The organism is Uliginosibacterium sp. sgz301328 (genome assembly GCF_041807905.1).
GTDB lineage: Bacteria > Pseudomonadota > Gammaproteobacteria > Burkholderiales > Rhodocyclaceae > JBGVSA01.
This window is the reverse complement of sequence record NZ_JBGVSA010000003.1, coordinates 103,594-125,984: the sequence shown is the minus strand read 5'-3', so window position 1 is coordinate 125,984 and position 22,391 is coordinate 103,594. Positions and strand designations below refer to the sequence as shown.

Sequence of the window (22,391 nt, the reverse complement as noted above, 5' to 3'; positions counted from 1 at the left end):
ATGAGCAGCGCCATCCGCTTTGACTGGCAGGATCTGCAATTGCTCATCGCTGCCGGCGAGACCGGCAGCATTGCTGGTGCGGCTGAACGTTGCAACACGGTTGCCTCGGCGGCCAGCAAGCGCCTGTCGGACCTCGAGTCCGCGCTCGGCGCCGCGTTGCTCGAGCGCAGCAGCCGCGGCGTGGCGCTCACGCCTGCCGGCGAAGCGCTGGCGCGACGCGCGCGTGGGCTCATCGAACAAGCATTGCAGGTGCAGGGCGAAATTGCAGGCTACGCCTCGGGCATGCGTGGCAGCGTGCGCCTGTTCGCCAATATCTCGTCGATCGTTGAATTCCTGCCCGCCGCATTGGCCGGATTCGCGCAGCGCCATCCCGACATCCGCGTCCAGCTCGAAGAGGCTGTCAGCGAGCGTGTCGTGCAGGCGGTGGCCGAGCATGTTGCCGACCTTGGTGTGGTCAGCGAGCGGCTGGCCCGCGACGGCTTGGCTTTCTTCCCCTTCCGTCGAGATCAACTTCAGCTCATCGTGCCGCGCGGTCACGCCCTTGCCGGCTACACCGAAGTTCGCCTGGCGGACGCCCTTGATCATCCGTTCATCGGTCTGCATGCCGGCAGCGCGCTGCATGGACAACTTTTGCGCGCAGCCGCGGCGCTTGGTCGAGAACTGCGCCTGGCGATGCAAGTGACGAGCTTCGATGCCGTATGCGCCATGGTGGCCACAGGGCTCGGTGTGGGTGTCGTGCCGCGCGCTGCCAGCGCCGCCCACGTGGCCGAACTCGATCTGATCGGCCTGTCCATCGCGGAGCCCTGGGCAGAGCGCCAGCTCTACCTGTGTGCGCGCGACGAGCCCATGCCGCCCGGCACGCAACATCTATTCGATCACCTCAAGGCGATCTCCTGATCGCGGCATCGTCGCCGGCGATGACGACATCGCCAAACGTCAGCGCACGCGGCGCGGCGATCCGTCAAGCTGTCGATTCCCAACCAGACAGATCGAGGAATCGACATGAGCCAGTGGAACGCCGCCGACTACGCCCGCAACTCCAAAGGACAAGAGCGCTGGGGGCGAGAGCTCATCGAACAGCTTGGCGTGCGCGATGACGACGATGTGCTCGACATCGGCTGCGGCGACGGCCGCCTGACGGCCGCGATCGCCGAACGTACCTCCGGCTCCGTCGTCGGCGTGGACAGCTCGCTCGATATGGTTCGGCACGCCAATGCCCATCACGCCTCCGGCCGGCTGCGCTACGAACATGGCGATGCTGCCGCGCTGGCGTTCGATGGCGCTTTTTCGCTGATCTTTTCCAATGCAGCCCTGCATTGGGTCGCCGGCTGCCACAGTCCGGTCGTTGACGGCATCGCGCGCGCCATGCGACCCGGTGCGCGCGCACTTCTGCAGATGGGGGGAGAAGGCAATGGCGCCGGCATCATCGCCGCCTTCGACGAAGTGCGCTCGCGTCCCGAGTGGGCGGCGCATTTCGAGGGCTTTGTATTCCCGTACGGCTTTCATACCCCCGCGCTGTACCAGCGCTGGGCAGAGCGGGCCGGGCTCAAGATCGAAGAGGCACAGATCATCGCCAAGGACATGACATACGACAGCCACGAGTCCTTCATCGGCTGGCTGCGCACGGCGTGGCTCCCCTTCGTCGAGCCCGTTCCGGCGGCGGATCGCGACGCGTATCTCGAAGCGGTTGCCGATGTCTACCTCGCCGCGAATCCGGTGGACGGGGAGGGCATCGTGCATGTCGACATGCGTCGTCTGCAGGTGCGCCTGTCCAAGCCTGCATGAGCACGAGCAGGCGGGACGGCAATGCCGGCCCGCTTACCAGCGGTTGCGAACTAAATCTGGCGCCCGGCGGGCAAGGCGATAAAATGCGCATCTTTGCCCGCTCGAGGACAGTTCCATGCCGGTCAATCTGTTGCCGCCCGTTGCCGATCAACTCTTTCCCGTCAAAGGCGTTCGCCTGGGTACGGCAGAGGCGAATATCCGCAAGGCCAACCGACGCGACCTGACCTTGATCGAGCTGGCTCCGGGTAGTCGCGCCGCGGGCGTTTTCACACAGAACCGCTTCTGCGCCGCACCCGTTCAGGTGTGCCGCGAACATCTGGCCGGCGGCGAAATCCGCGCGCTCGTCATCAACACCGGCATCGCCAACGCTGGCACGGGCGAGCAGGGGCTGGCCGCCGCCCGCGCGACGTGCGATGCCGTCGCCGCGCAATCCGGCGTCGCCGCCAATACCGTGTTGCCGTTTTCCACTGGCGTGATTCTCGAACACCTGCCGGTCGAGCGTATCGTCGCCGGTCTGCCGGCCGCGCGCGCAGCGCTGTCGGATGAGGGCTGGTTTGCTGCCGCCCACGCCATCATGACCACCGACACCATCGCCAAGTCCACCTCGAGTCGCGTGACGGTCGACGGTCAAACGGTCACCGTCACCGGCATGAGCAAGGGCGCCGGCATGATCCGCCCCAACATGGCGACCATGCTCGGCTACGTCGCCACCGACGCGAACCTCGCCCAACCGCTGCTCGAAGCCCTCGTGCGCGAAGCTGCCGACGTGTCCTTCAACAGCATTACCGTCGATGGCGACACGTCGACCAACGACTCTTTCATCCTGATCGCCACCGGCCAGGTCGGTTCGCCCATCAACGATGCGGCATCGGCGCAATACGCCTCCGTGCGGGCGGCAGTCATCGAAGTCGCCCAGTGGCTGGCGCAGGCCATCGTGCGCGATGGCGAAGGCGCTACCAAGCTGATGAGCATCGCCGTCGAAGGCGGATCGAACCGCGATGAATGCCGCCAGGTCGCCTACGCCGTGGCGCATTCTCCGTTGGTCAAGACGGCATTCTTCGCGTCGGACCCCAACCTGGGACGCATCCTGGCCGCGATCGGCTATGCCGGCGTCAATGATCTGGACGTGAACAAACTGCGCGTATGGCTGGCCGGCGGTGGTGAAGAGGTCTTGGTGGCGGAGAAGGGTGGCCGTGCCGTCAGCTACCAGGAGGAGGCCGGTGCCCGCATCATGAAGAACGCCGAGATCACCGTGCGGATCGACCTCGCGCGCGGCCAGGCTGCCGCTACGGTCTGGACCTGCGACTTCTCGTACGACTACGTCAAGATCAACGCCGACTACCGCAGTTGATCGGCCTGACCGGGCGGCGGCCGCCGCCCGGTTTCATTCCCCTCGCGCCTTCCCGTGCAACTCGACCAGGCACTTTCCGTCACGCAGATCTTCGGCTACCTCGCCTTCGCGATGGGGGTGTCGTCCTTCCTGCAAAAGAGCGACCAGCGTTTCAAGATCTTCATGGCGGCCGAGTGCGTGAGCTACGTCATTCACTTCTGGCTGCTCGGCAACTACACCGCAGTGGCCAGCTCGGCCGTTTCGGTCGGCCGGTCGGTGGCCGCGATCCGCACCCGTTCGATCTGGGTCGCGCTGTTCTTCGTCGCATTGAGCCTCGGTTTTGGCATTTGGCTGGCGACGTCGTGGCTGTCGTTCCTGCCGATCATCGCCTCCTGCGTAGGCACGTTGTCTCTGTTCCTGCTGCATGGCGTCCGGATGCGGTGCTTCATGCTCATCGGCACTTGCCTGTGGCTGCTCAACAACATTCTTTCCGGTTCCATCGGCGGCACGATGCTGGAGGCGACCGTCCTGGCGACCAATCTGCTCACCATCCGGCGACTGCAACTCGAGCAAATCCGCAAAGCGGCCGACCTGCGGTGATGATGTCGACAAATTTTACGGTTGTGGTGTTGTGACCGATTCGAGATGTGCCCAAGTGATTGAAATAAAATAAATTATCAAAATTGGCGCATTTGCTGCTTTTGTCTCCGCAGTCTTTTTTGGAGATCGCAATGCGCGCCACCCTGAGCAAGTTCCTGCTGCCTGCCACCCTGACCCTGTCCGGCATTGGTGCGGCACACGCCGTACCCATTTCGTACATCTTCGATTCCACCAGCACGCTGAACGCGAGCAATCAAAAGACGGTGGATGGCGTGACCGTGACGGTTTCGTCTGGCGGTCACAACAGCGCAGACCTCGTCCAGAATTCGGCCGGTCTCGGCGTGAGCGGGGCGGGGGGCAATCAACTCAGCAGCAACCCGTCACAGCAAGAGTTCATTCGTTTCAGCTTCGCGCAGTTGCTGACACTGGACAGCATCCTGTTCAACAGCGCCGACTCGGCGGACGCATTTCTGCTGACCTGGGGCACGGGTGCCACGCAGACGGGCTCGATCACCCAGAACCCGGTGGCCTACACGGGCTCCAACCCGCTGACCTTCATCCCGGCGTCGGTCGTGAGCGGCGATTGGTTCCAGATCACTACGCTGGGCAGCAGCACCGACCTGTACCTGAGCCGCCTGAACGTGAGCGGTGCAGTCGTCGCGCCAAACAGCACAGTCCCCGAGCCGGCCAGTTTCGCACTGGCGGGGCTTGGTCTCGTCGCTCTGGCGTCCTTCCGCCGGCGTCAGGCAAAGTAATCAGCGCTCTGCGCAGCGCACGCCCACACCCGGCATGCGCTGCGCGTCAAATGCCCGTGCAATCCCTTTGCTCGCGTGAGATGTCCGCCACCACTTATCGCCACGCGCGGCTATAATCACGCCTCTCCGCAAGACGCCTTCCCCGGCGCGCAACCCCGGAAGGGTGGCAGAGCGGTTTAATGCACCGGTCTTGAAAACCGGCGATGGGCGACCATCCGTGGGTTCGAATCCCACCCCTTCCGCCAGAATGTCCCTTGAGCCCCGCATCGCTACTGGCTTCCAGGTTTTTTCGTTTCTGGCGACTCCCGATCTACCCTCCCGAACGAGATTTCGCTTGAAGACGGGCAGTCGAACGGTCTTGATAGATCGGCGGCAAGGAATGCGCGTGGCCTACTCTGTTCTGGTCGGGCGAGTGGTTCGATGGCTCGGCGAGTTCAGGTGTCAGCGCGTCACTGGCGCCGCAGGACGACATGCGTGGCTTTCTCCGACGCTACGAGGTCAACACATTCGTAGCCCAGTGTGCGCAAGTCCAATCCCTCGAACAGCGCTTCTCCCCGGCCAAGCAGCACCGGCGAGATGGCAATGTGCAGCTCATCGATGAGTCCCTCGCGAAGGTACTGCCGAATTGTCTCTGGCCCTCCGCCGATCCGCACGTCCTGGCCGGCAGCCGCCCCGCGCGCACGGTCGAGCGCTTCTCGGATGCCGCCTGTCACGAAGTGGAACGTTGTGTTGCCTTCCATCTCGATCGGGGCGCGAGCATGATGGGTCAAGACAAAGACCGGGACGTGGTAGGGTGGATTGTTTCCCCACCAGCCTTTCCAGTCGGCATTCGGCCATTCCCCGCGGATAGGGCCGAACATGTTCCTCCCGAGAATCCAGGCTCCGACGTTCTGGAAACCACGAGCCGCGAAATCATCGTCGATTCCGGTCGTACCGTCTTCCTTGCCGAACAAGGCCCGCTGGAACGTGCGAGTCGGGAGCAGCCACTGGTGCAGCTCTGTCCCGCCAATTCCGAGCGGATTGTCGATGTCCTGATTTGGACCCGCACCGTATCCATCGAGCGAGATAGTGAAGCCATCAACGCGCACTCGAGTCATGGTTTGCCTCCGTTCAGACGCCTGGTGAATGGGAGTTAAGGGCTGCAGTGTAAGGCCGCGGAAGGAAGAAACAACCGAACCTCATTGGCGCCCCCGCTTGATCGCCAATCAGGCAGGTCGGGAATCCATTTTCGATCGGGTAACTGCGGCGAATCACGAAAGATCCGCGTTGTCGGGGCGGTTCTGTCCACGAGTACGTGAAGGCTCGTCCGTGCCTCAGAGCGGTTGTAAGGGCCGTTATCGTGTTTTCGACGACGACGGATGACTACCACCAGGAACGCCCAAAAGGTCCAGGTCGGTAGCCCACCCTATTCGCGCTATCTATACTCCCGCGGTTCGCACGTGTCTTCAGCAAAGTGAGTACGCCGCCTGCATCATTCGCAATATTCGTGAATTCCGAGTAAGTCTCGAAGGTCCACGAATCGATCGCTCTTTTCGCGACTCTGCTGCACCCGTTACATGCACGCTTCGTCCTCCTGACTCAATAAGCGCTCCAGGCAACAGCGCTTCATGCTGGACCCTATCTCGAGGAGACGGGCATGAATTGTGGAGAGAATCGCAACGGGTATTTCGCAGCCCATTCGCACCGCAAAATAGTTGCGCCGGTTCCTGCGGTCTTCCGATGGGCCGCGCGGCAGCATTTCGCGTGTTCCGCCCTTCGACGACGCTGCCGTTGCGGCTTACCGGCACTGCTGCTGGCGGCGATACCGGAGATCGCCTCCGCCACGTGCTTCACCAACGGCTCGATCGTCACTTGCACCACGGCTTCGCCCAATCCTTACACACAACGGATCGGCAATGGGCCGAACAGCGCGTCAGGAATTACGATCACGCTCGACCCGAACGCACAGATTTCGGTGAGCAATTCCAACGCGATCAGCCTGGGCAACAACGCCATCATTACGCTCGGCGCCGGTGCTTCTGTCACCAATAATGCGTCGACCAGCACCGGCCTGTGGGGCGGTGGTCCCAACACGATCGAATTCGGATCGAACGGCCGCCTGACGGTCGGCGTCGGTGCTTCCGTCACGGCAAACGGCTCCCAGAACAACGGCGAGCCGGTCAATGTCTTTGGAGTAGGCAACGTCATCACCAACTACGGGATCATCTCGTCTCGCAGTGGCGCCGCAATCTGGTTCGAGGACAAAGTTGGCGGAGGCGGCAACACGGTCGACAATTACGGCATCATCCGCACGCAACTCGGCGCGAACGCGAACGTCATTGGCAACAACGCGAACGGCCCCGTCACCTTCATCAACCGCACCGGGGCACGCGTCGAAGGCAGTCTGTCGTTTGCCGGCGGTGACGACAAGCTTACGCTGGAAGCAGGATCGGTCATTACCGGCAGCTTTAACGGTGGCGGCGGGAACAATTCGCTCACACTCGGCGGTGTTCTGGGTTCATCCGATAGTCTGGCCGGCGATATCCGCAATTTTCAGACACTGACCAAGACGGGCCTGGGCATATGGACGCTGACGGGTGCCATCGGCGCGAACGGCGGCGGAGTGCCCCTGCAGGTGGTGGTGGATGAGGGGACGTTGGCGCTGACTGGCAACAATGCCAACTTCAACGGCGGCGTCACGGTGAACGCGGCGGGCGTGCTCGAAGCACGCGCGCAGAGCCTGCCGCCGTCGGTGGTCGACAATGGTCTGGTGCGCTTCACCCAGGATAGCGCCGGCACTTATGCAGGCCTGATCTCGGGTAGTGGCGCCGTCGACAAGACGCTGGGTGGCGACCTGACACTGAGCGGCACGAACACCTATGGCGGCGGTACGACGATCAATGCAGGCACGCTGTTCATCTCTGGCGACGCGAACCTCGGCGCGGCCTCTGGCGGCCTGACGTTGAACGGTGGCGCGCTGGGTTCCGTGGCGAATGTCACCACCTCGCGCGCAACGACAGTGACGACGGCCGGCGGCGGGCTCAATACGGCTGCTGGCACGACGCTGACGATGAATGGCGTGATTGGCGGCGCAGGGCAACTGGCCAAGACTGGCAGCGGCACTGCGGTGCTGGCCGGCACCAACAGCTATGCGGGCGGCACCAGTATCTTCGCCGGTGTGCTGCAGGCGGCCAGCGATGCCAATCTGGGGGCGACGAGCGGCGCGCTAACCTTCGACGGCGGCACGCTCGATACCACGGAGGACATGGCCACGGCCAGGGCAACGCTGATCATGGCCAACGGCGGCACACTGCAGACCGAGGCGGGAACGACGCTCAGCCACGACGGGACGATCTCGGGCTCCGGCACGCTGGCCAAGACGGGCGACGGCACCCTGGTCCTGTCGGGCAACAATACGCAGGCTGGCGGCACGGCGATCAATGGCGGCGTTGTGCAGATCGCCAGCGACGCCAATCTCGGCGATGCCGGCGCCGCAGTTTCCTTTGATGGTGGCACGCTGCGAGCCGCCAATGGCATGACCATCGCCCGCAGCGGCACGCTGAACGCGGGCGGCGGCACGATCGAGGTGGGCGGCGATCCATTCCAGAGCGCGAACGACGTCACTTTCAGCGGGGCAATCAGCGGCGCCGGCAGCCTCAACAAGATCGGGACTGGCACACTCGTCCTTAACGGGACCAACACCTACACCGGCGCGACCAACGTCACCGATGGTCAACTCAGCATCCATGGCGACCAGAGCGCGATGACCGGCGCGATCAACGTGTCTGGCGCGGGCACGCGCTTGATCGGCGATGGTGTCTACGGCGGCAGCGTGAATCTGTCGAACGGTGCCTCGTTCGGTCCCGCGTTTGCACCGAATACGCCGGCCAAGCTCACCATCAACGGCAATCTGAATATCGGCAGCGACGCGGTGCTGCTGTACAACATCGTCAATACGGCAGTCGGCGGCGCACTGAATGACCTGACCACCGTCAATGGCAACCTGACGCTCGATGGCCGCATCGACGTGCTGGACCAGGGACAGACGCTTGGGCCGGGTGTCTATCGCATCATCAACTACAGCGGCGCGCTGACCGACAATGGTCTCACCGTCGGCAACTACGTCGACGTCACCGATACGATGACGCGTGTGCTGACCGGGCTCAGCGTGCAGACGGCGGTGCCTGGGCAAATCAATCTGATCAACACCACTGGCCTGTCGCTGACCTATTGGGATGGCAACACTTCGCCCAACAACGGCGTCATCAACGGCGGCAACGGGGTTTGGCTGATCGATCCGTCAATCCGCTGGACTGATCCGGCGGGCGCGGTCAACGCACCGTGGTCGGACGAACACTTCGCCATCTTCATCGGTGCGCCGGGCACGGTGACGGTCGACGATACCGCAGGGCAGGTCAGCGCTTCCGGCATGCAGTTTGGCGTCGACGGCTATCGCCTGCAGGGCGCGGAGCTCGATCTCGTCGGCGGTAACTCCACCATTCGCGTCGGCGACGGTACGACGGCGGGCTCGGCCATGACGGCTACCATCAGCGCGCCGCTGGCCGGAGGCAGTCTGCTGCACAAGACCGACGCAGGCACCTTGGTCCTGTCCGGCGCCAACACCTACACCGGGGGCACCAGCGTCGAAGGTGGCGTGCTGAGGATTTCGTCGGACGCCAATCTGGGCGCAGCCGCCGGTGGCCTGACGCTCGACAGCGGCACGCTGAATACCACCGCCAGCATCACCACCGGCCGTGCAACTCAGTTGAACAGTGGCGGCGGAATCTTCGATACGGCAGCCGGCACGACCCTGACGCTGGCGAACGCGGTCACCGGAGCGGGCGCACTCACGCATATGGGCACGGGCAACCTGACTCTGCTGGATGACGCCGTCTACGAGGGCGGGACGACGAATGCCGCGGGCACGCTGCAACTGGGTAATGGCGGGACCGCCGGCAGCGTCGTGGGCGACATCGCCAACGACGCCGCGCTGCTTGTTAACCGATCGGATACCCTGGCGCTGTCCGGCATCATTTCGGGGGCCGGCACGCTGGAGCAGGCGGGCGCTGGCACAACAATACTGACTGCCGACAACACCTATGCCGGCTCCACGACCATCAGCGCTGGGACGCTGCAACTCGGTAACGGTGGCTTCAGCGGCAGCGTGGCGGGATCGATCGTCGACAACGCGGCGCTGGTGATCAACCATTCGAACGACATCACCGTGGGGAACCTCATTTCCGGTACCGGCTCGCTGCAGCACATGGGTACCGGCTCCACGTTCCTGACCGGCGACAACAGCTATATGGGCACCACCACTGTCACCGCCGGCAGGCTATTCATCAGGGGCGACCAGAGCGCTGCGACCGGCGATACCAATGTCTCCGGCGCGGGGACGCGCCTGAGCGGCGACGGCATCATCGGCGGCAACGTGAACCTGTCGAACGGCGCCTCGTTCGGCCCCGGCTCCACGACGAACACGCCGGCGCAACTGACGATCAACGGCAATCTCCAGATCAGTAGCGACGCGGTGTTGGTGTACAACATCATCGATACCACGGTGGGCGGCGCGCTCAACGACCTGACCATCGTGAATGGTGCCCTGACGCTCGACGGCCGCATCGACGTGATCGATCAGGGGCAGAACCTGGGGCCGGGTGTGTATCGCATCATCAACTACAGCGGCCCGCTGACCAACAACGGCCTTACCATCGGCAGCTATACCGACATCAACGATGCGCCCACCAGGCCGCTGGACAACTTCAGCGTGCAGACGGCGGTGCCCGGTCAGGTCAACCTGGTCAATACGAACGGCATGGCGCTCACCTACTGGGACGGAAGCGGCGTGCCCAACAGCAACACCATCGACGGTGGCAATGGCATCTGGCTGGCGAATCCATCGGACCCGTCGGCCAGATGGACGGATCTGACTGGCGCGGCCAACGCACCGTGGGCAAACGGTCAGGTCGCCATCTTCTCCGGCGCACCAGGGACTGTGACAGTCGATGACGCTGGTGGGGCAGTCGACGCTGCGGGCATGCAGTTCGGTACCGATGGTTATCTGTTGCAGGGGGGGGCAGGTCCTGCTCGTCGGTAGCGATCCCACCATCCGTGTCGGCGACGGCACGTCTGCCGGTGCTGCCATGACCGCCACCGTGAGCGCTCCACTGACGGGGAGCGGCGGCCTGCGCAAGACCGATGCCGGCACGCTGGTGCTGTCCGGAATCAACACCTACGCCGGCGACACGTCGATCGATGGCGGCACGCTGGCAGTCTCGTCTGAGACCAATCTGGGTGCCAGTACCAGCAGGTTGCGGCTCAATAGCGGTGGCGCGTTGCAGGCCACGGCGGACATGACCAGTTCGCGTGCGGTGATATTGGGCCCCGGCGGCGGCACCTTTGAGACCGAGACGGCGACCGGCGTGGCAACCACGCTCCAACTGGACGGGACGATTGCCAACGTTGGTTCGCTCACCAAGACGGGTACCGGCACGCTACTGCTGACCGCCAACAACCGCTATTTCGGCGGCACGACGATTAGTGCCGGCACGCTGCAACTCGGCAATGGCGGCACCACGGGCAGCGTGCCCGGGCCGATCGTCGACAATGGCGCGCTGGTGATCGACCGTTCGAATCAACTGGTCTTGTCTTCCGCTGTCTCGGGCTCTGGCACGCTGGAACAAAGAGGCGCCGGGACCACGATCCTGTCCGCCAACAATACCTATACCGGCGGTACGCTGATCAGCGGCGGCACCTTGCAGATCGGCAATGGCGGCACGACCGGTGACGTGGTTGGCGACATCGTCGACAACGGCGTCCTGGTCGTGAACCGGTCCGACACCAAATCGATCCAGGGAGTCATCTCCGGCTCCGGCCGCCTGGTCCAGGGCGGCACTGGTACGCTCGTCCTGGCGGCGGACAACAACTATGCGGGCGGCACTTCGATCGATGCTGGCACGCTGCAACTGGGTGATGGCGGCACCGCCGGCAGCGTCGTTGGCGACGTGCACAACAACAGCGTGCTCGCGTTCAACCGCTCGGACGAGGTCGCCATTGCCAGCGCGATCGACGGCAACGGATCGGTCCAGCAGATCGGCCCCGGCAAGACCATCCTCACCGGTGCCAATACCTACTTGGGCGGCACGACCGTGAGCGCTGGTTCGCTGCAGGTCGGCAACGGCGGTACCACTGGTCAGATCTTCGGCGACATACTCAACAATGGCACGGTCATTCTCGATCGCTCGGACGATCTGGTCTACACCGGCTCGATCTCCGGTACGGGCAATACGATCAAGAACGGGGCCGGCACCATGGTCGTGACCGGCACCGGTTCGTACACAGGCGGCACGACGATCAACGCGGGCGTGCTGCAATTGGGCAATGGCGGCACCAGCGGCAGTGTCATAGGCAACATCGTCGACAATGCCGCTTTGGTCGTGGACCGCTCCGACAGCCTGCTGCTGCATAACGCGATCTCGGGCAGCGGCCGGTTTGAGCAAGCCGGTACCGGCACCACCGTGCTGGAAGCCGACAACACCTATGGCGGCGGCACGACGATCAGCAATGGCACGCTGCAGATTGGCAACGGCGGCATCACTGGTTCGGTCATCGGGGATATCGTCGATGACGGCGTGCTGGTCTTCAATCGTGCCGATACGCTGACTCTCTCCGGGCTGGTCTCTGGCGGCGGAGAACTGGTGCAGGCGGGCCTCGGCACCCTCATCATGAGCAACACCAGCAACAGTTATTCGAGCGGCACTGCGATCGAGTCCGGTGTGCTGCAGATCTCTGCCGATGCGGCACTTGGCGCGGCTACCGGGGGCCTGCGCATGGGCGGAGGCACGCTGCGCACCACGGCGGACATCACCACTTCGCGAGCCACGGTGCTGGCCCAGGAGGGTGGTGTTTTCGATACGGTCGGCGGCACCGTGCTCACGCACACGGGCACGATCGACGGTGCGGGCGGGCTCACCAAGACCGGCGGCGGCACGCTGCTGCTGACCGCCACCAACGACTACGCAGGCGGCACCGAGGTTGGCGCAGGCACGCTGGCGGTGGATGCGGCGAGCGCGACATCGACCACCAATCTCGGCGGCGGGGATGTCGACATCGCCGCCGACGGCACGCTGGCGGCGAACACCGCCGGCGCGTTCAATTTCGACAATGCGCTGACGGGCACCGGGCTATTGACGGTATCCAACAGCAACGCAGCTTTTTCGTTTGGCGCAGCCGCCGCCGGCAGCGGTTTTGCCGGGACCGTGGCGCTGGCAAGCGACACCTTTGCGCTGACCGGGAACAACACCGCCGCGCTGACCAGCGCGACGCTTGCGGTGGGCAACGGCAGTGAGGTCACGGTTGGCCCGGGCGCCGGTATCGCCGAAACAGAGAACATTGGCGGCCTGCGCTTCGACGGCGGCAAGGTGATCTTCAACGCCCAGGTGCCGGCGGATGTGGTGTCGCCAGCGTTCATCGCCACCAGCGGCACGTTGGACATCTCCGGCACCGGTACGCTTCAGGTCGACGTGCCTGCCGGTTTCAACAATACGCAGCCCTTGCCCGATACTTCGTTGCCATTGCTTGCGCAGGACGATACGACGGCCATCAGCCGACTGGTCCAGGCGAACGGACCGGTGATCGGCACCGGCGGCGCGCTGACCCTGCTCGACCAGAACGGCAATCCGATCAGCAATGGAACGGTCGTCTCGATCGATCAGGGCGGCACCAGGGTGGCGCAAGCCAGCTATGACTTCAACCTCATCTCGTCTTCCAACGGCGTGACGCAGGACGGCCTGTACGTTGGCTACGGCCTGAAGGAAATCGAGCTGGATGGGACGATCACGTGCACGGCCAACAACACGGGGACATGCGGTGGCGCACCCAACGCATTGGTGCTCACGCCGGCCGCGGGGGCGACCGGGCTGGCGAGTGATCTGGGCGCCAAGGTGACCGGCAGCGGCGATCTGGTGATTGCGGCGGGGGCTGGCGCCTCTGTATCGCTGTCGAACCGCTCGAACGACTATACCGGCACGACCTACGCACTGACCGGCACGCTGCTCTTGCAGAACGACAATGCACTGGGCCGGACCTCCGACCTGAGAGTGGCCTCGGGCGCGGCAGTCGATACGAACGGCTATTCGCAGCACGTCGGCGCGGTCGACACGGTGGCCGGCGGCATGCTCACCCTCGCCAGCGGATCGACGCTGACCGTCACCGATGCGCAGCGTGCCGCGGGCACGACGCTCGGCGGCGGCATCGACAGCAATACGGTGTCCGGCGCGGGCTCTTTCGTGATCGACCCCAGCGTGGTCTACGTCAATGGCGACCAGCCCGGCTACACCGGCACGATTACGGTCACCGACGGTTCGCAACTGGTCGTGGATTCGGCGAGCGCGTACAACAACGCAGCCGGCATCGTTCTCGCCGGCGCGACGGACATCCTGACCTTTGGCTCGGCGACCGCCTACGACCCGACATGGACATTGATCCCGAATGGCAGCGCGACGACGGCCATCTCGGGCGCTGGCACCGTGCAGGTGTTCGACGGGGCGCGCGTCACGTTTGCTGGCGACAACAGCGGTTTCTCCGGCCGTTTCAGTATCGCCAGCGGTTCGGCGATGACCGTCTCGACGGGAGGCAACCTGGGTACGGCTGCCGTCGCCAATGCGGGCGAGTTCCACGTCGACACCGCGACCGACTGGCAGATCGACAATGCCGTCTCGGGCACCGGTACCTTCTACAAGGAAGGCCCGGGTCGCCTGACGGCAGGTGCCGGCCTGACCTACAGCGGCGACACGTTGGTCAATTCCGGAACCTTCGCGGCGGGCGCGGCCAATAGCTTCAGCCGCGATTCGGCGGTGACGGTGGCGCCCGGCGCAGCACTGGACGCCAATGGCCTCAATCAAACCGTCGCTGTCCTGAGCAATGCCGGCACTGTTAACGTGGCGAGCGCCAATGCCGATGCCACGCCGGGTGCGGTCCTGGCCGTCGTTGGCAATTACGTGGGTAACAATGGCACCGTGGTGCTGGGGACGCAGTGGGGCAACGATGGTGCTGCGCACGATCAACTCGCCATCGCCGGCAACGCCTCCGGCACGACTGCACTGCAGGTTCTGCATCGTGGCGGCAGCGGCGACCGGACCGACATAGGCATCGATCTGGTCAAGGTCGGTGGAAGCAGCACGACCGACGCCTTTGCGCTGTCACCTGCCTCCGACGGCTACCGGGCAGGCTCCGCGGGTGTCATCGCCGCAGGTCCGTACGACTACACGCTCAAGCAGGGCGGCAATGGGGGCAATGCCAACGATTGGTATCTGGTCTCTTCTCCCGCCGCGGTGGCTCCGGGCGAAGAAGCCCCGGGCGCGGCCCGCTACCGCCCGGAGGTCGGCTCCTACCTGGATAACCGTCTGCTCTCGATGCAATCGCAGTGGCACACGCTGCACGACCGCCAAGCGCAGGCCCCCGGCTTGGTCGGTGACACCTCGGGCAATGCCGACGCCAATAGCTGGGCACGGTTGCATGGCTCTTTCGGCAGCAGTCGCAAGACCGACAATTTCGACGACGACGACGACAGCTATCTGCTGCACCTGGGCAGCGACGTGGGACGCTGGAATGTGGGCCCGGACGGCAGCGTACGTGCCGGCGTGATGGGCATGCTCGTCCACAGTTCCGGCACGACCACTGCGCCGGACTTCGATGGACGAGCCAGCCAGTCGATCGACGGCGTCAACTTCGGTGCTTACGCGACCTGGTATGGCCGGCGGGACACGACGGTGGGGCCGTACGTGGACGTCTGGTTGCTGGGTGGGTCGTTCGACAACAAGGTCCGGGGCAGCGGCCTGCCGGAGGAGAAGTACCACGCCCAAGCGTATTCCGCGTCGCTGGAGGCTGGTTATGGCGTCCCGCTGCATGACGTTGGCAGCGGCCAGGAACGTACCCGGGTAATCATCCAGCCGCAGGCACAGGTGATCGGGTCGACATATCGGGCGGACAACCACATCGAGCGCAATGGTACGGTCGTCTCGGACCTGGATGACGATGGCGTGAGCATGCGGCTGGGCGTGCGGCTGTATGCCGAAATTTACCGGAACCAGCAGCGTGTCCGTCCGTTTGCGGAAGTGAATTGGTGGCACGGCAGCAACTCGCAGACGGTGGCCCTGGACGGCATCGCGGTGCGCGACGGACTGCCGACCGACATGGCCGAGTTCAAGCTCGGGGTGGAAGGTAACGTGACGCGCAGTCTGACTCTCTGGGGCAGTGCCGAGATGCAGCGCGGGAGTGGCTATTCCGGCAACAGCGTCAGTCTGGGGCTCAAGTACGCGTGGTGAAGCTTGTTCCGGATGACGCAGCATCGGCGCCGTTGTATCCCGCGATCGTTGCCTTGGGCCTCGGTCGCCATGCCGACGGCGTAGCGGCCCGGACCGCGCAGCGAAGAGAGGGGCCACGGGGCCGGCTGCGCGCGGCGCTTTTGCTGCGTGCGTTTGATATTTCGGAGGCCACCGTCCAATTGGCAATCCTGTCGTTACAGATCGCCTTGCGTTGCCTGTTCGTTTCTCATCTCGTCGCTCGGCATGAAGAGGGGCATCGGCGACCTGTCGGGCCTGCCGGCGCCGGACGACTTTCGGACGGTGTGTGCAACACCATCGATTCGGTGCGCTGACGGAAAAGATTTCACGTTCCCTGTAGAACTTACGCAATTCGCGAGGGCATTGGCGTCGCGTGGGGGCGCGAAGGCGGAGGGAGCGAAGCTTGCGCTCCTTGCCGCAGGAGGGGGCGATCATGGAATTGAGAGGATCGGTGGCGTTGGTAACGGGCGCAGGGTCAGGCATCGGGCGGGCGGCGGCGCTGCGGCTGGCGGCGGAAGGTGCGACCGTGGGCGTGCTGACGCATGCGTCCGACGAAGGCTTGGCGGTAGCACAGGAGATCGCGGAAAAAGGTGGGCGAGGTATTCCGATCACCGTCGACGTGAGCGACGTGGTGAAGCTGGGTGCCGCCATCGAGGGATTCGTGTCGCGGGCGGGGCGCATCGACATCGTGCTCGCCAATGCGGGCATCAACGGCGTGTGGGCGCCCATCGACGAGCTGCAGCCGGATGATTGGAGCCACACCGTGCACACCAATCTGTTCGGTACGTACTTGACCTTGCACTACGTCGTGCCGCATCTCAAGAAGGCGGGCGGTGGTTCGATCATCGTCGTCTCATCGATCAACGGCACGCGCGTATTCAGTAACACGGGCGCTACGGCATACGCATGCACCAAGGCCGGACAGATGGTGATGGTGCGCATGCTGGCGCTGGAACTGGCCAAGCATCGCATCCGCGTCAACGCCATCTGCCCGGGCGCGATCGACACCGAAATCGAGGACAACACGCGGCGCCGCAACGTGGAGCGCGAGAAGGAGCCCGCCGAATACCCGCGCGGCACTGTTCCCTTGACCGGCGGACAGCCGGGCTCGCCGGAGGATGTCGCGGAGCTGGTGCTGTTCCTCGCCTCCAAGCGTTCGGCGCACATCACGGGGACGCCCGTGTGGATCGATGGCGGCCAGTCGCAGTTGCAGGGCTGATGCGATGGCCGCGTACATCGTCGTGGCCGGTCGATGAGCCCGCCGCTTGCCTTCGGTCCCTTGCCGCCACGGCAGACGATTCATCTGTGCGTGGACATGCAGCGCATGTTCGCGACCGGCTCCGAATGGTGCGCACCGTGGTTCGAGCGCGTGCTGCCCAACGTCGTGCGCCTGGTACGTCACGCGCCGGAGGCTGCCATCTACACGCGCTTCATTCCGCCACGTACGACAAATGACGCGCTCGGCGCCTGGCAACGGTACTACCGTCACTGGCACCACATGACGCTCGCCGAGATCGACCCACGCCTGATCGAACTGGCCGCGCCGCTCGCCGAACTGGCAGTCGGCCACACGGTCATCGACAAGGCCGGATACTCGCCGTTTCACGATACTGGGCTACGCGCCGCGCTTGCGGCGCGTAATGCGCAGACGCTCGTCGTCACCGGCACCGAGACTGACGTCTGCGTCGCCGCCGCGGTCGCTGCGGCCGTTGACTGTGGCTTCCGTGTGATCGTCGCCGCCGACGCAGTGTGCAGTTCGAGCGACCAGACGCATGACGCGCAGATGAACCTGTACCGTCAGCGCTTCAGATTCCAGATAGAAGTGGCCGACGTGGCGGAGATCATCGCCGCGTGGTCGCCGTCGGGCACTTAGGTGTCCTCGTCGTTCTCGTCACGCCATCGCCACTGCGCGATCATCGGACGAGAGAGTCCGGGATGGGTATGTGATGTGCTGAGCAAGTGACGGCCAGCAACGCTGGCATTCATTCGAATTGAATCCATTTCCGGAGAAGACCATGCCTGCCAGACAGACTCTGAACGACCTGTTCATTCACGAACTTTCCGATATCTACAGCGCCGAAAAGCAACTGACGAAGGCGCTGCCGAAGATGGCGCGGGCCGCCAGCAATCCCGATCTTGTCGCCGCGTTCGAGAGCCACCTCACGGAGACACAGGGTCAGGTCGAGCGTATCGACCAGTTCGTCGAAGCAGCCGGCCTCAAGCTCAAGCGCGTCAAGTGCATGGCCATGGAGGGCCTGGTTGAGGAAGGCAAGGAGGTGATCGACGAAATAGAGAAGGGTGCGGTGCTTGATGCCGCACTCATCGGTGCCGCGCAGAAGGTGGAGCACTACGAAATCGCAAGCTACGGCACGATCCTGACTTTCGCCAAGCAGTTGGGGCTGACGCAGGCGCTCGAGCCGCTCAAGGCCACGATGGCGGAAGAGAAGGGCGCGGATGAGAAACTTTCGGCCCTCGCGCAGAAGATCAACGTCGAGGCAAAGAGCGCCAAATAGCGGCGTGCGCTTGCCGTGCGCCCCGTGTCGTCGGCAAGCGCTCGCGCGCAATTCCGTCTTCCAGCACTCGCGCGCGCGTTGTTAGACCCTGAGGGGGCGGCGTTGGCTGCGGTCCTCACCCGAAGTCTTACACGCGCATGGAGGAGCCTTGTTGGGTAAGTCGCAAAAGAGGGGCGAGGCCCTGATCTGCGTGTTGGCACCTGCAATGCGTCAATGTTCGCGCAATGAGCATGGCTACCATTGGCCCCACCCGAAATCCCATGGAGCCCAAAGTGAACTACGCGGACCTCACAAAGACCTACACGCTATTCTGCAAACGTCGCGCGGATCACTGGCGCACCATTCTTCAGGATTCTGCCCAGCAGATGGTCGATGAGTTCGAAGCCTCGCTGGATCTGCCTGCGTCCACGTGGCAGGACCGGAACCTGAAGACACACCGCTACGTTCAACTGGGTGAGGTCGAGGGCGGCGCATTCGTGCCCCGTCAGCCGCAACAACTCCTGGGCCACGATGACGTCCTGCGGTTTGCGATCCAGCTCACCCTCGAAAAGGGCCCGAACCTGCATCCGAAGCTTGATGTAAACGTTCCGGTCGAATTTCTCATCGATGACAATCGCATCCGCGTGACGATCGCCAATCAATCGACCATTCCGCTTTATGTGCAGAAAACCGCGGCGCCGGGCCGCTTTGCCGAAGCGGTAACCGCCGTCAAGGCGGCGGTGGAGCGGCACTTCTCCCGCACCTTCGACTGACCTGAAGACACATGGCCGGTCTCGGGCCCCGGATCCATGCCAAATGGATTCACTGAGACTCGGCCGGCCCGTACTTCCGCTGTCGTGACCATTTGGTCATGATCCACTTCTCTCCCGCCAGCACCGGCCTGCCAGCGTGCAGGCTCATCGGGTCGACGTGCCCCGCGGCGTTGGCGTACTGGAAATACACGGCGTTGCCCTTTCGCGGGTGAACGCTGATGCCCGCGTCGGGAAAGTGGGTCTCTCCGCCGGCGTCGACGTCATTCAGATAGACGATCAGCGTGCTGAAGCGCTGCCCGCCCCTTTCCATCAAAAGATGGCTGCCGGGGTTCTGCGGCGGGAAGTAATCGAAATGTGGGCGGTATTCATCGCCCATTCCATAACGCAGCACAGCAAAGCCTTCGCCGTTCTCCATCGGCCAGTTGAGCAGACGCGCGATGCGTCGTTCGAGCGTCGTCAGAAGCGGGACTTCATTGCGCCGGAAATTCATGCCTTCGCTCACTCGCAGATCACTGGGCAGCGAGCGGCCGGTGGCCGGATCGATCGTGGTCGAGGGCTTGAGCCGCGGGCGGGCCAGATCGATGACGGCTGCGCATTCCTCGCCCGACATCAGATCGTCAAAGGCAATGACAAAGGGCCGCTCGATGCGTACCGATACGCCGACGATGCGGTCGCCCGCGTCGATGCGGTTGCCCTGCGGGACCGGGCAGACGTCGTTGCGGTACCCCGCGCCGCCATCGTTGAACGGGTAGGGCGGCACGACCGCGCGTGCCGGTTCGGCAACGGCAGTCTGACGGCCGCCGGACGCTGCCTGCGCGACCAGGTAGCGCGCCGTAGCGGCATCGAAACCGAGATTCACCAGCGCCTTGATCAGCACATCGGGGGCCGTCTGCTTGCGTGTGTAATGGAGCAGCCAGCCAACCCAATTCTTGTCGATTTCAAGCATCGTTGCGTCGCTCCTTGCGAACGAAGTCGCCTTCCCGCACGCGAAATTCCGTGACACATCTCGTGCGCTTGCGGGTTTCGCGCGATGGTAGCGCATCGCATGCCTGCCGCATCGCCGCCCGACGCCCGGCGGCTACCTACTGCGGGGCCTGATTCTGAGAGAGAATCGCTCGGCGAGCAGCAACCCAACAGAGGCTGACGACATGAAGAACGTACAGGCAGGAGGTGCCGAATCCCCCTCGGCACTGATCGATGCGCGCATCAAAGAGCTGGGCGATTGGCGTGGTGACATGCTGGCGCACCTTCGCGCGCTGGTGAAAGCGGCCGATCCTGACGTGGTCGAAACCTGGAAATGGCGAGGCACGCCCGTCTGGGAGCATGCCGGCATCATCTGTACCGGCGAAACCTACAGGACTGCCGTCAAGATGACCTTCGCCAAGGGCGCGTCCTTGCCCGATCCGGCGGGCCTGTTCAATTCCAGCCTGGAAGGCAACACGCGCCGAGCCATCGATTTCCATGAGGGCGATAAGATCGACGAGGCGGCGCTGAAGGCCCTCATCCTCGCGGCCGTCGAACTCAATGCATCATCGGCGCGCAGGACGTCGACCAAGAAAACGGGTTGACAGGTCGCCTGGTGAGGCGGCCTTTGTCCTTTCACTGCGATCGCTATTCGACGACGGCAACTTCGACCCGGACGATTACTTCAGCGCTCCGGCCAGTTCATTGAGCGCGGGCGCGTCGCGGATGCCGTCGGCGACCATGCCGGCGATGGCTTCTGCGCCGGGCTGCTGAAAGTGGGTGGTATCCGGGTTGGCGAGTGTGCCGATGCTTTGCGTCGCGTAGTACGGATAGCGTGCATCCTTCGGATCGATGGCCAGCCAGTACTGCTTCCAGTCGCTGGCGTGCGCATTGGCGAAGGCCACGGTCCTGGCGTCGATATCGATGAGCGGCACATCGTTGGCGCGGGCGGTGTCGCGTACCGTCTGCGAATAATCGCCGATGAAGGCGAATCCCCCTGTGGCGTTCTGTTCAGTGATGTGGTTGGGTACGACAGGGCGCGTGTCGCCGCCTTCGAAGGCCGTCTTGCGGTCGGCGTTCCAGAAGCGCGTCGTCGGCGTCATGATGATCGGCGTGGCGCCTGCCATGCGCGCCAGCACGATGTACTTCTCCAGTGCAGTCTGGAATGACAGCTCCGGGCGATCGGCAGGGTATTGCCGATGGCCGCTGACGTCGTTCGGATAGGCGCACAGGTTGGTGACGTCCGCCGGGCCGCGTACCGGTTTGCGACTGTCGCAGTTTTCGTCGTTGTGCGCGTGGTGGATGATGACGTAGTCGCCGGGGCGCAGGAATCGCGCCATCTGCGCGTACCAACCGCTGTTGTAGAAGTCGCGCGCCGAGCGTCCCGCCCGTGCGCCATTGACGACCTTCACGCCGCTGTCCGGCTTGAACTGCTCCTGGAATACCTGCCCCCAGCCCATGCGCGGCATGCGTTCGCGCTCGTACGTCGCGGCCGTCGAGTCGCCCACCACCAGAACGCGCGTGCGCGCATTGCGAATGTCATCGAGTTCGCGCGCGGCGCGCGGGTAGTCCAGCGGCTCGTAGGCACCCGCGCCGAGCAGGCCAACGATGGGGCGGAAGCCGACGTCGGTCAGCACTGTGTAACTGGATTCGCCCGTGTTGTTGTCGTAGTTACGCGTGTGGTTGATGACCGCCAACACAGCGCTGACACCCTGTCCGTCGGCCCGCATCGGGCGCGTGACCGGGTCGAAGTCGGCCAGTTCGTGCACGCCGTTGGCGCCGAGCGCGGAGGAGAATCCCGCGCGCATCTGATCGAGCGCACGCTTGACAGCGGCCGGGTCGGCTGCCGGCGCCTTGCCACCGTCGACCATCTGCTGCGGGCCGATGTACTTGAGCGAGACGGCAATGTCCGACGCTACGCGATCGGTGAGCGGGTTGATGTTGGCGGTGTTGTCCGCGTCGGCCTTCAGCGTGGGCAGATATGCCGCCATGCAGCGCGCACGCGGACGGTCGTTGTGACGGCAGTTGGTGTTGTCGCCGGCTTCGATGGCCGAGAGCAGCAGCGGGGCGCGCAGGCCGTCCACATCGGCGGCAAAATTCCCGTCGCGGGCGGCGGTGACGCCGACGCGCTTGCCATCGGCATCGGCGATGGTGATGGCCGCGCCGGCAAACGGCGTTTCCGCTGCGACCACGCCTTCGACGCGGGTGGCGGCCTGACTGGTTGTGCCGCTCGACAGGGCGAGTGCGGCGGCGGTGGCCAGTACGAGGTGGCGGGCGGTGTGGCGCCGGGCAAGCGCGTTCATGCAAGTCTCCGAGGTGCGTGTCTGTGTGGGCGGTTCACTGTAGGCGCCGGCTGCGCGCGCGTCCTGACC

Annotated in this window: 16 protein-coding genes and 1 tRNA gene; 14 read left to right on the top strand and 3 right to left on the bottom strand. The window is 64.3% G+C overall.

The window, feature by feature from the left end; genetic code table 11:
- The 6 genes from ACDA63_RS03295 to ACDA63_RS03270 all read left to right on the top strand — a co-directional run bounded on the left by ACDA63_RS03295 (position 1) and on the right by ACDA63_RS03270 (position 4,715).
- Entirely contained in the window at positions 1–897 is an 897-nt protein-coding gene (locus ACDA63_RS03295) for a LysR family transcriptional regulator (protein WP_373661746.1), read from the top strand.
- A gap of 105 nt (positions 898–1,002) precedes the next feature.
- Entirely contained in the window at positions 1,003–1,785 is a 783-nt protein-coding gene (locus ACDA63_RS03290; protein ID WP_373661745.1) for a methyltransferase domain-containing protein, read from the top strand.
- A gap of 115 nt (positions 1,786–1,900) precedes the next feature.
- Positions 1,901–3,136, top strand: coding sequence for a bifunctional glutamate N-acetyltransferase/amino-acid acetyltransferase ArgJ (gene argJ / locus ACDA63_RS03285; RefSeq protein WP_373661744.1), 1,236 nt, complete (start codon positions 1,901–1,903; stop codon positions 3,134–3,136).
- A 54-nt stretch (positions 3,137–3,190) separates the two neighbouring features.
- The gene (locus ACDA63_RS03280) at positions 3,191–3,715 is read left to right on the top strand and encodes a YgjV family protein (RefSeq protein WP_373661743.1); all 525 of its coding nucleotides are present in this window, start codon (positions 3,191–3,193) and stop codon (positions 3,713–3,715) included.
- 131 nt (positions 3,716–3,846) lie between these two features.
- The gene (locus ACDA63_RS03275; RefSeq protein WP_373661742.1) at positions 3,847–4,470 is read left to right on the top strand and encodes a PEP-CTERM sorting domain-containing protein; all 624 of its coding nucleotides are present in this window, start codon (positions 3,847–3,849) and stop codon (positions 4,468–4,470) included.
- A 157-nt stretch (positions 4,471–4,627) separates the two neighbouring features.
- Positions 4,628–4,715: transfer RNA gene (locus ACDA63_RS03270), tRNA-Ser, on the top strand.
- A gap of 204 nt (positions 4,716–4,919) precedes the next feature.
- Here ACDA63_RS03270 and ACDA63_RS03265 read toward each other — a convergent pair.
- A complete protein-coding gene (locus tag ACDA63_RS03265) occupies positions 4,920–5,567 on the bottom strand; it encodes a dihydrofolate reductase family protein (RefSeq protein WP_373661741.1) in 648 nt (215 codons plus the stop codon).
- A gap of 857 nt (positions 5,568–6,424) precedes the next feature.
- Between ACDA63_RS03265 and ACDA63_RS03260 the strand changes: the two genes are divergently transcribed.
- The 7 genes from ACDA63_RS03260 to ACDA63_RS03230 all read left to right on the top strand — a co-directional run bounded on the left by ACDA63_RS03260 (position 6,425) and on the right by ACDA63_RS03230 (position 19,056).
- Positions 6,425–10,546 (top strand): beta strand repeat-containing protein, encoded by a 4,122-nt coding sequence (locus tag ACDA63_RS03260; RefSeq protein ID WP_373661740.1) that lies wholly within the window; start codon positions 6,425–6,427, stop codon positions 10,544–10,546.
- A 46-nt stretch (positions 10,547–10,592) separates the two neighbouring features.
- Complete coding sequence (locus tag ACDA63_RS03255) at positions 10,593–15,773, top strand: autotransporter outer membrane beta-barrel domain-containing protein (protein WP_373661739.1); 5,181 nt, start codon at positions 10,593–10,595, stop codon at positions 15,771–15,773.
- Positions 15,767–16,105: a hypothetical protein gene (locus ACDA63_RS03250; RefSeq protein WP_373661738.1), complete on the top strand. Its 339-nt coding sequence runs from the start codon at positions 15,767–15,769 to the stop codon at positions 16,103–16,105. The genes ACDA63_RS03255 and ACDA63_RS03250 overlap by 7 nt, the downstream gene beginning before the upstream one ends.
- Positions 16,106–16,224: 119 nt before the next feature.
- The gene (locus tag ACDA63_RS03245) at positions 16,225–17,010 is read left to right on the top strand and encodes an SDR family oxidoreductase (RefSeq protein ID WP_373661736.1); all 786 of its coding nucleotides are present in this window, start codon (positions 16,225–16,227) and stop codon (positions 17,008–17,010) included.
- 33 nt (positions 17,011–17,043) lie between these two features.
- The gene (locus ACDA63_RS03240) at positions 17,044–17,664 is read left to right on the top strand and encodes an isochorismatase family protein (protein ID WP_373661735.1); all 621 of its coding nucleotides are present in this window, start codon (positions 17,044–17,046) and stop codon (positions 17,662–17,664) included.
- A gap of 142 nt (positions 17,665–17,806) precedes the next feature.
- The gene (locus ACDA63_RS03235; protein WP_373661734.1) at positions 17,807–18,304 is read left to right on the top strand and encodes a ferritin-like domain-containing protein; all 498 of its coding nucleotides are present in this window, start codon (positions 17,807–17,809) and stop codon (positions 18,302–18,304) included.
- A gap of 260 nt (positions 18,305–18,564) precedes the next feature.
- On the top strand, positions 18,565–19,056 hold the full coding sequence (locus ACDA63_RS03230; protein ID WP_373661733.1) for a hypothetical protein: 492 nt from the start codon (positions 18,565–18,567) through the stop codon (positions 19,054–19,056).
- Between the two features lie 49 nt (positions 19,057–19,105).
- Here ACDA63_RS03230 and ACDA63_RS03225 read toward each other — a convergent pair whose 3' ends face one another.
- Entirely contained in the window at positions 19,106–20,002 is an 897-nt protein-coding gene (locus ACDA63_RS03225; protein ID WP_373661732.1) for a 2OG-Fe(II) oxygenase, read from the bottom strand.
- Positions 20,003–20,204: 202 nt separating this feature from the next.
- On the opposite strand from ACDA63_RS03225, the gene ACDA63_RS03220 reads away from it, so the two are divergent.
- Positions 20,205–20,624 (top strand): DUF1801 domain-containing protein, encoded by a 420-nt coding sequence (locus ACDA63_RS03220; RefSeq protein WP_373661731.1) that lies wholly within the window; start codon positions 20,205–20,207, stop codon positions 20,622–20,624.
- A gap of 75 nt (positions 20,625–20,699) precedes the next feature.
- Here ACDA63_RS03220 and ACDA63_RS03215 read toward each other — a convergent pair whose 3' ends face one another.
- Positions 20,700–22,322 carry an SGNH/GDSL hydrolase family protein gene (locus ACDA63_RS03215; RefSeq protein WP_373661730.1) on the bottom strand — a complete coding sequence of 541 codons (1,623 nt, stop codon included), beginning with the start codon at positions 22,320–22,322 and terminating at the stop codon, positions 20,700–20,702.
- Positions 22,323–22,391 lie beyond the last annotated feature (69 nt).

Bases quoted from the DNA above. Each gene is read 5' to 3' on its own strand.
- ACDA63_RS03295 (WP_373661746.1), top strand. From the start codon at position 1: ATGAGCAGCGCCATCCGCTTTGACTGGCAGGATCTGCAATTGCTCATC.
- ACDA63_RS03290 (WP_373661745.1), top strand. From the start codon at position 1,003: ATGAGCCAGTGGAACGCCGCCGACTACGCCCGCAACTCCAAAGGACAA.
- argJ (WP_373661744.1), top strand. From the start codon at position 1,901: ATGCCGGTCAATCTGTTGCCGCCCGTTGCCGATCAACTCTTTCCCGTC.
- ACDA63_RS03275 (WP_373661742.1), top strand. From the start codon at position 3,847: ATGCGCGCCACCCTGAGCAAGTTCCTGCTGCCTGCCACCCTGACCCTG.
- ACDA63_RS03265 (WP_373661741.1), bottom strand. From the start codon at position 5,567: ATGACTCGAGTGCGCGTTGATGGCTTCACTATCTCGCTCGATGGATAC.
- ACDA63_RS03255 (WP_373661739.1), top strand. From the start codon at position 10,593: ATGACCGCCACCGTGAGCGCTCCACTGACGGGGAGCGGCGGCCTGCGC.
- ACDA63_RS03245 (WP_373661736.1), top strand. From the start codon at position 16,225: ATGGAATTGAGAGGATCGGTGGCGTTGGTAACGGGCGCAGGGTCAGGC.
- ACDA63_RS03240 (WP_373661735.1), top strand. From the start codon at position 17,044: ATGAGCCCGCCGCTTGCCTTCGGTCCCTTGCCGCCACGGCAGACGATT.
- ACDA63_RS03235 (WP_373661734.1), top strand. From the start codon at position 17,807: ATGCCTGCCAGACAGACTCTGAACGACCTGTTCATTCACGAACTTTCC.
- ACDA63_RS03230 (WP_373661733.1), top strand. From the start codon at position 18,565: ATGGAGCCCAAAGTGAACTACGCGGACCTCACAAAGACCTACACGCTA.
- ACDA63_RS03225 (WP_373661732.1), bottom strand. From the start codon at position 20,002: ATGCTTGAAATCGACAAGAATTGGGTTGGCTGGCTGCTCCATTACACA.
- ACDA63_RS03220 (WP_373661731.1), top strand. From the start codon at position 20,205: ATGAAGAACGTACAGGCAGGAGGTGCCGAATCCCCCTCGGCACTGATC.
- ACDA63_RS03215 (WP_373661730.1), bottom strand. From the start codon at position 22,322: ATGAACGCGCTTGCCCGGCGCCACACCGCCCGCCACCTCGTACTGGCC.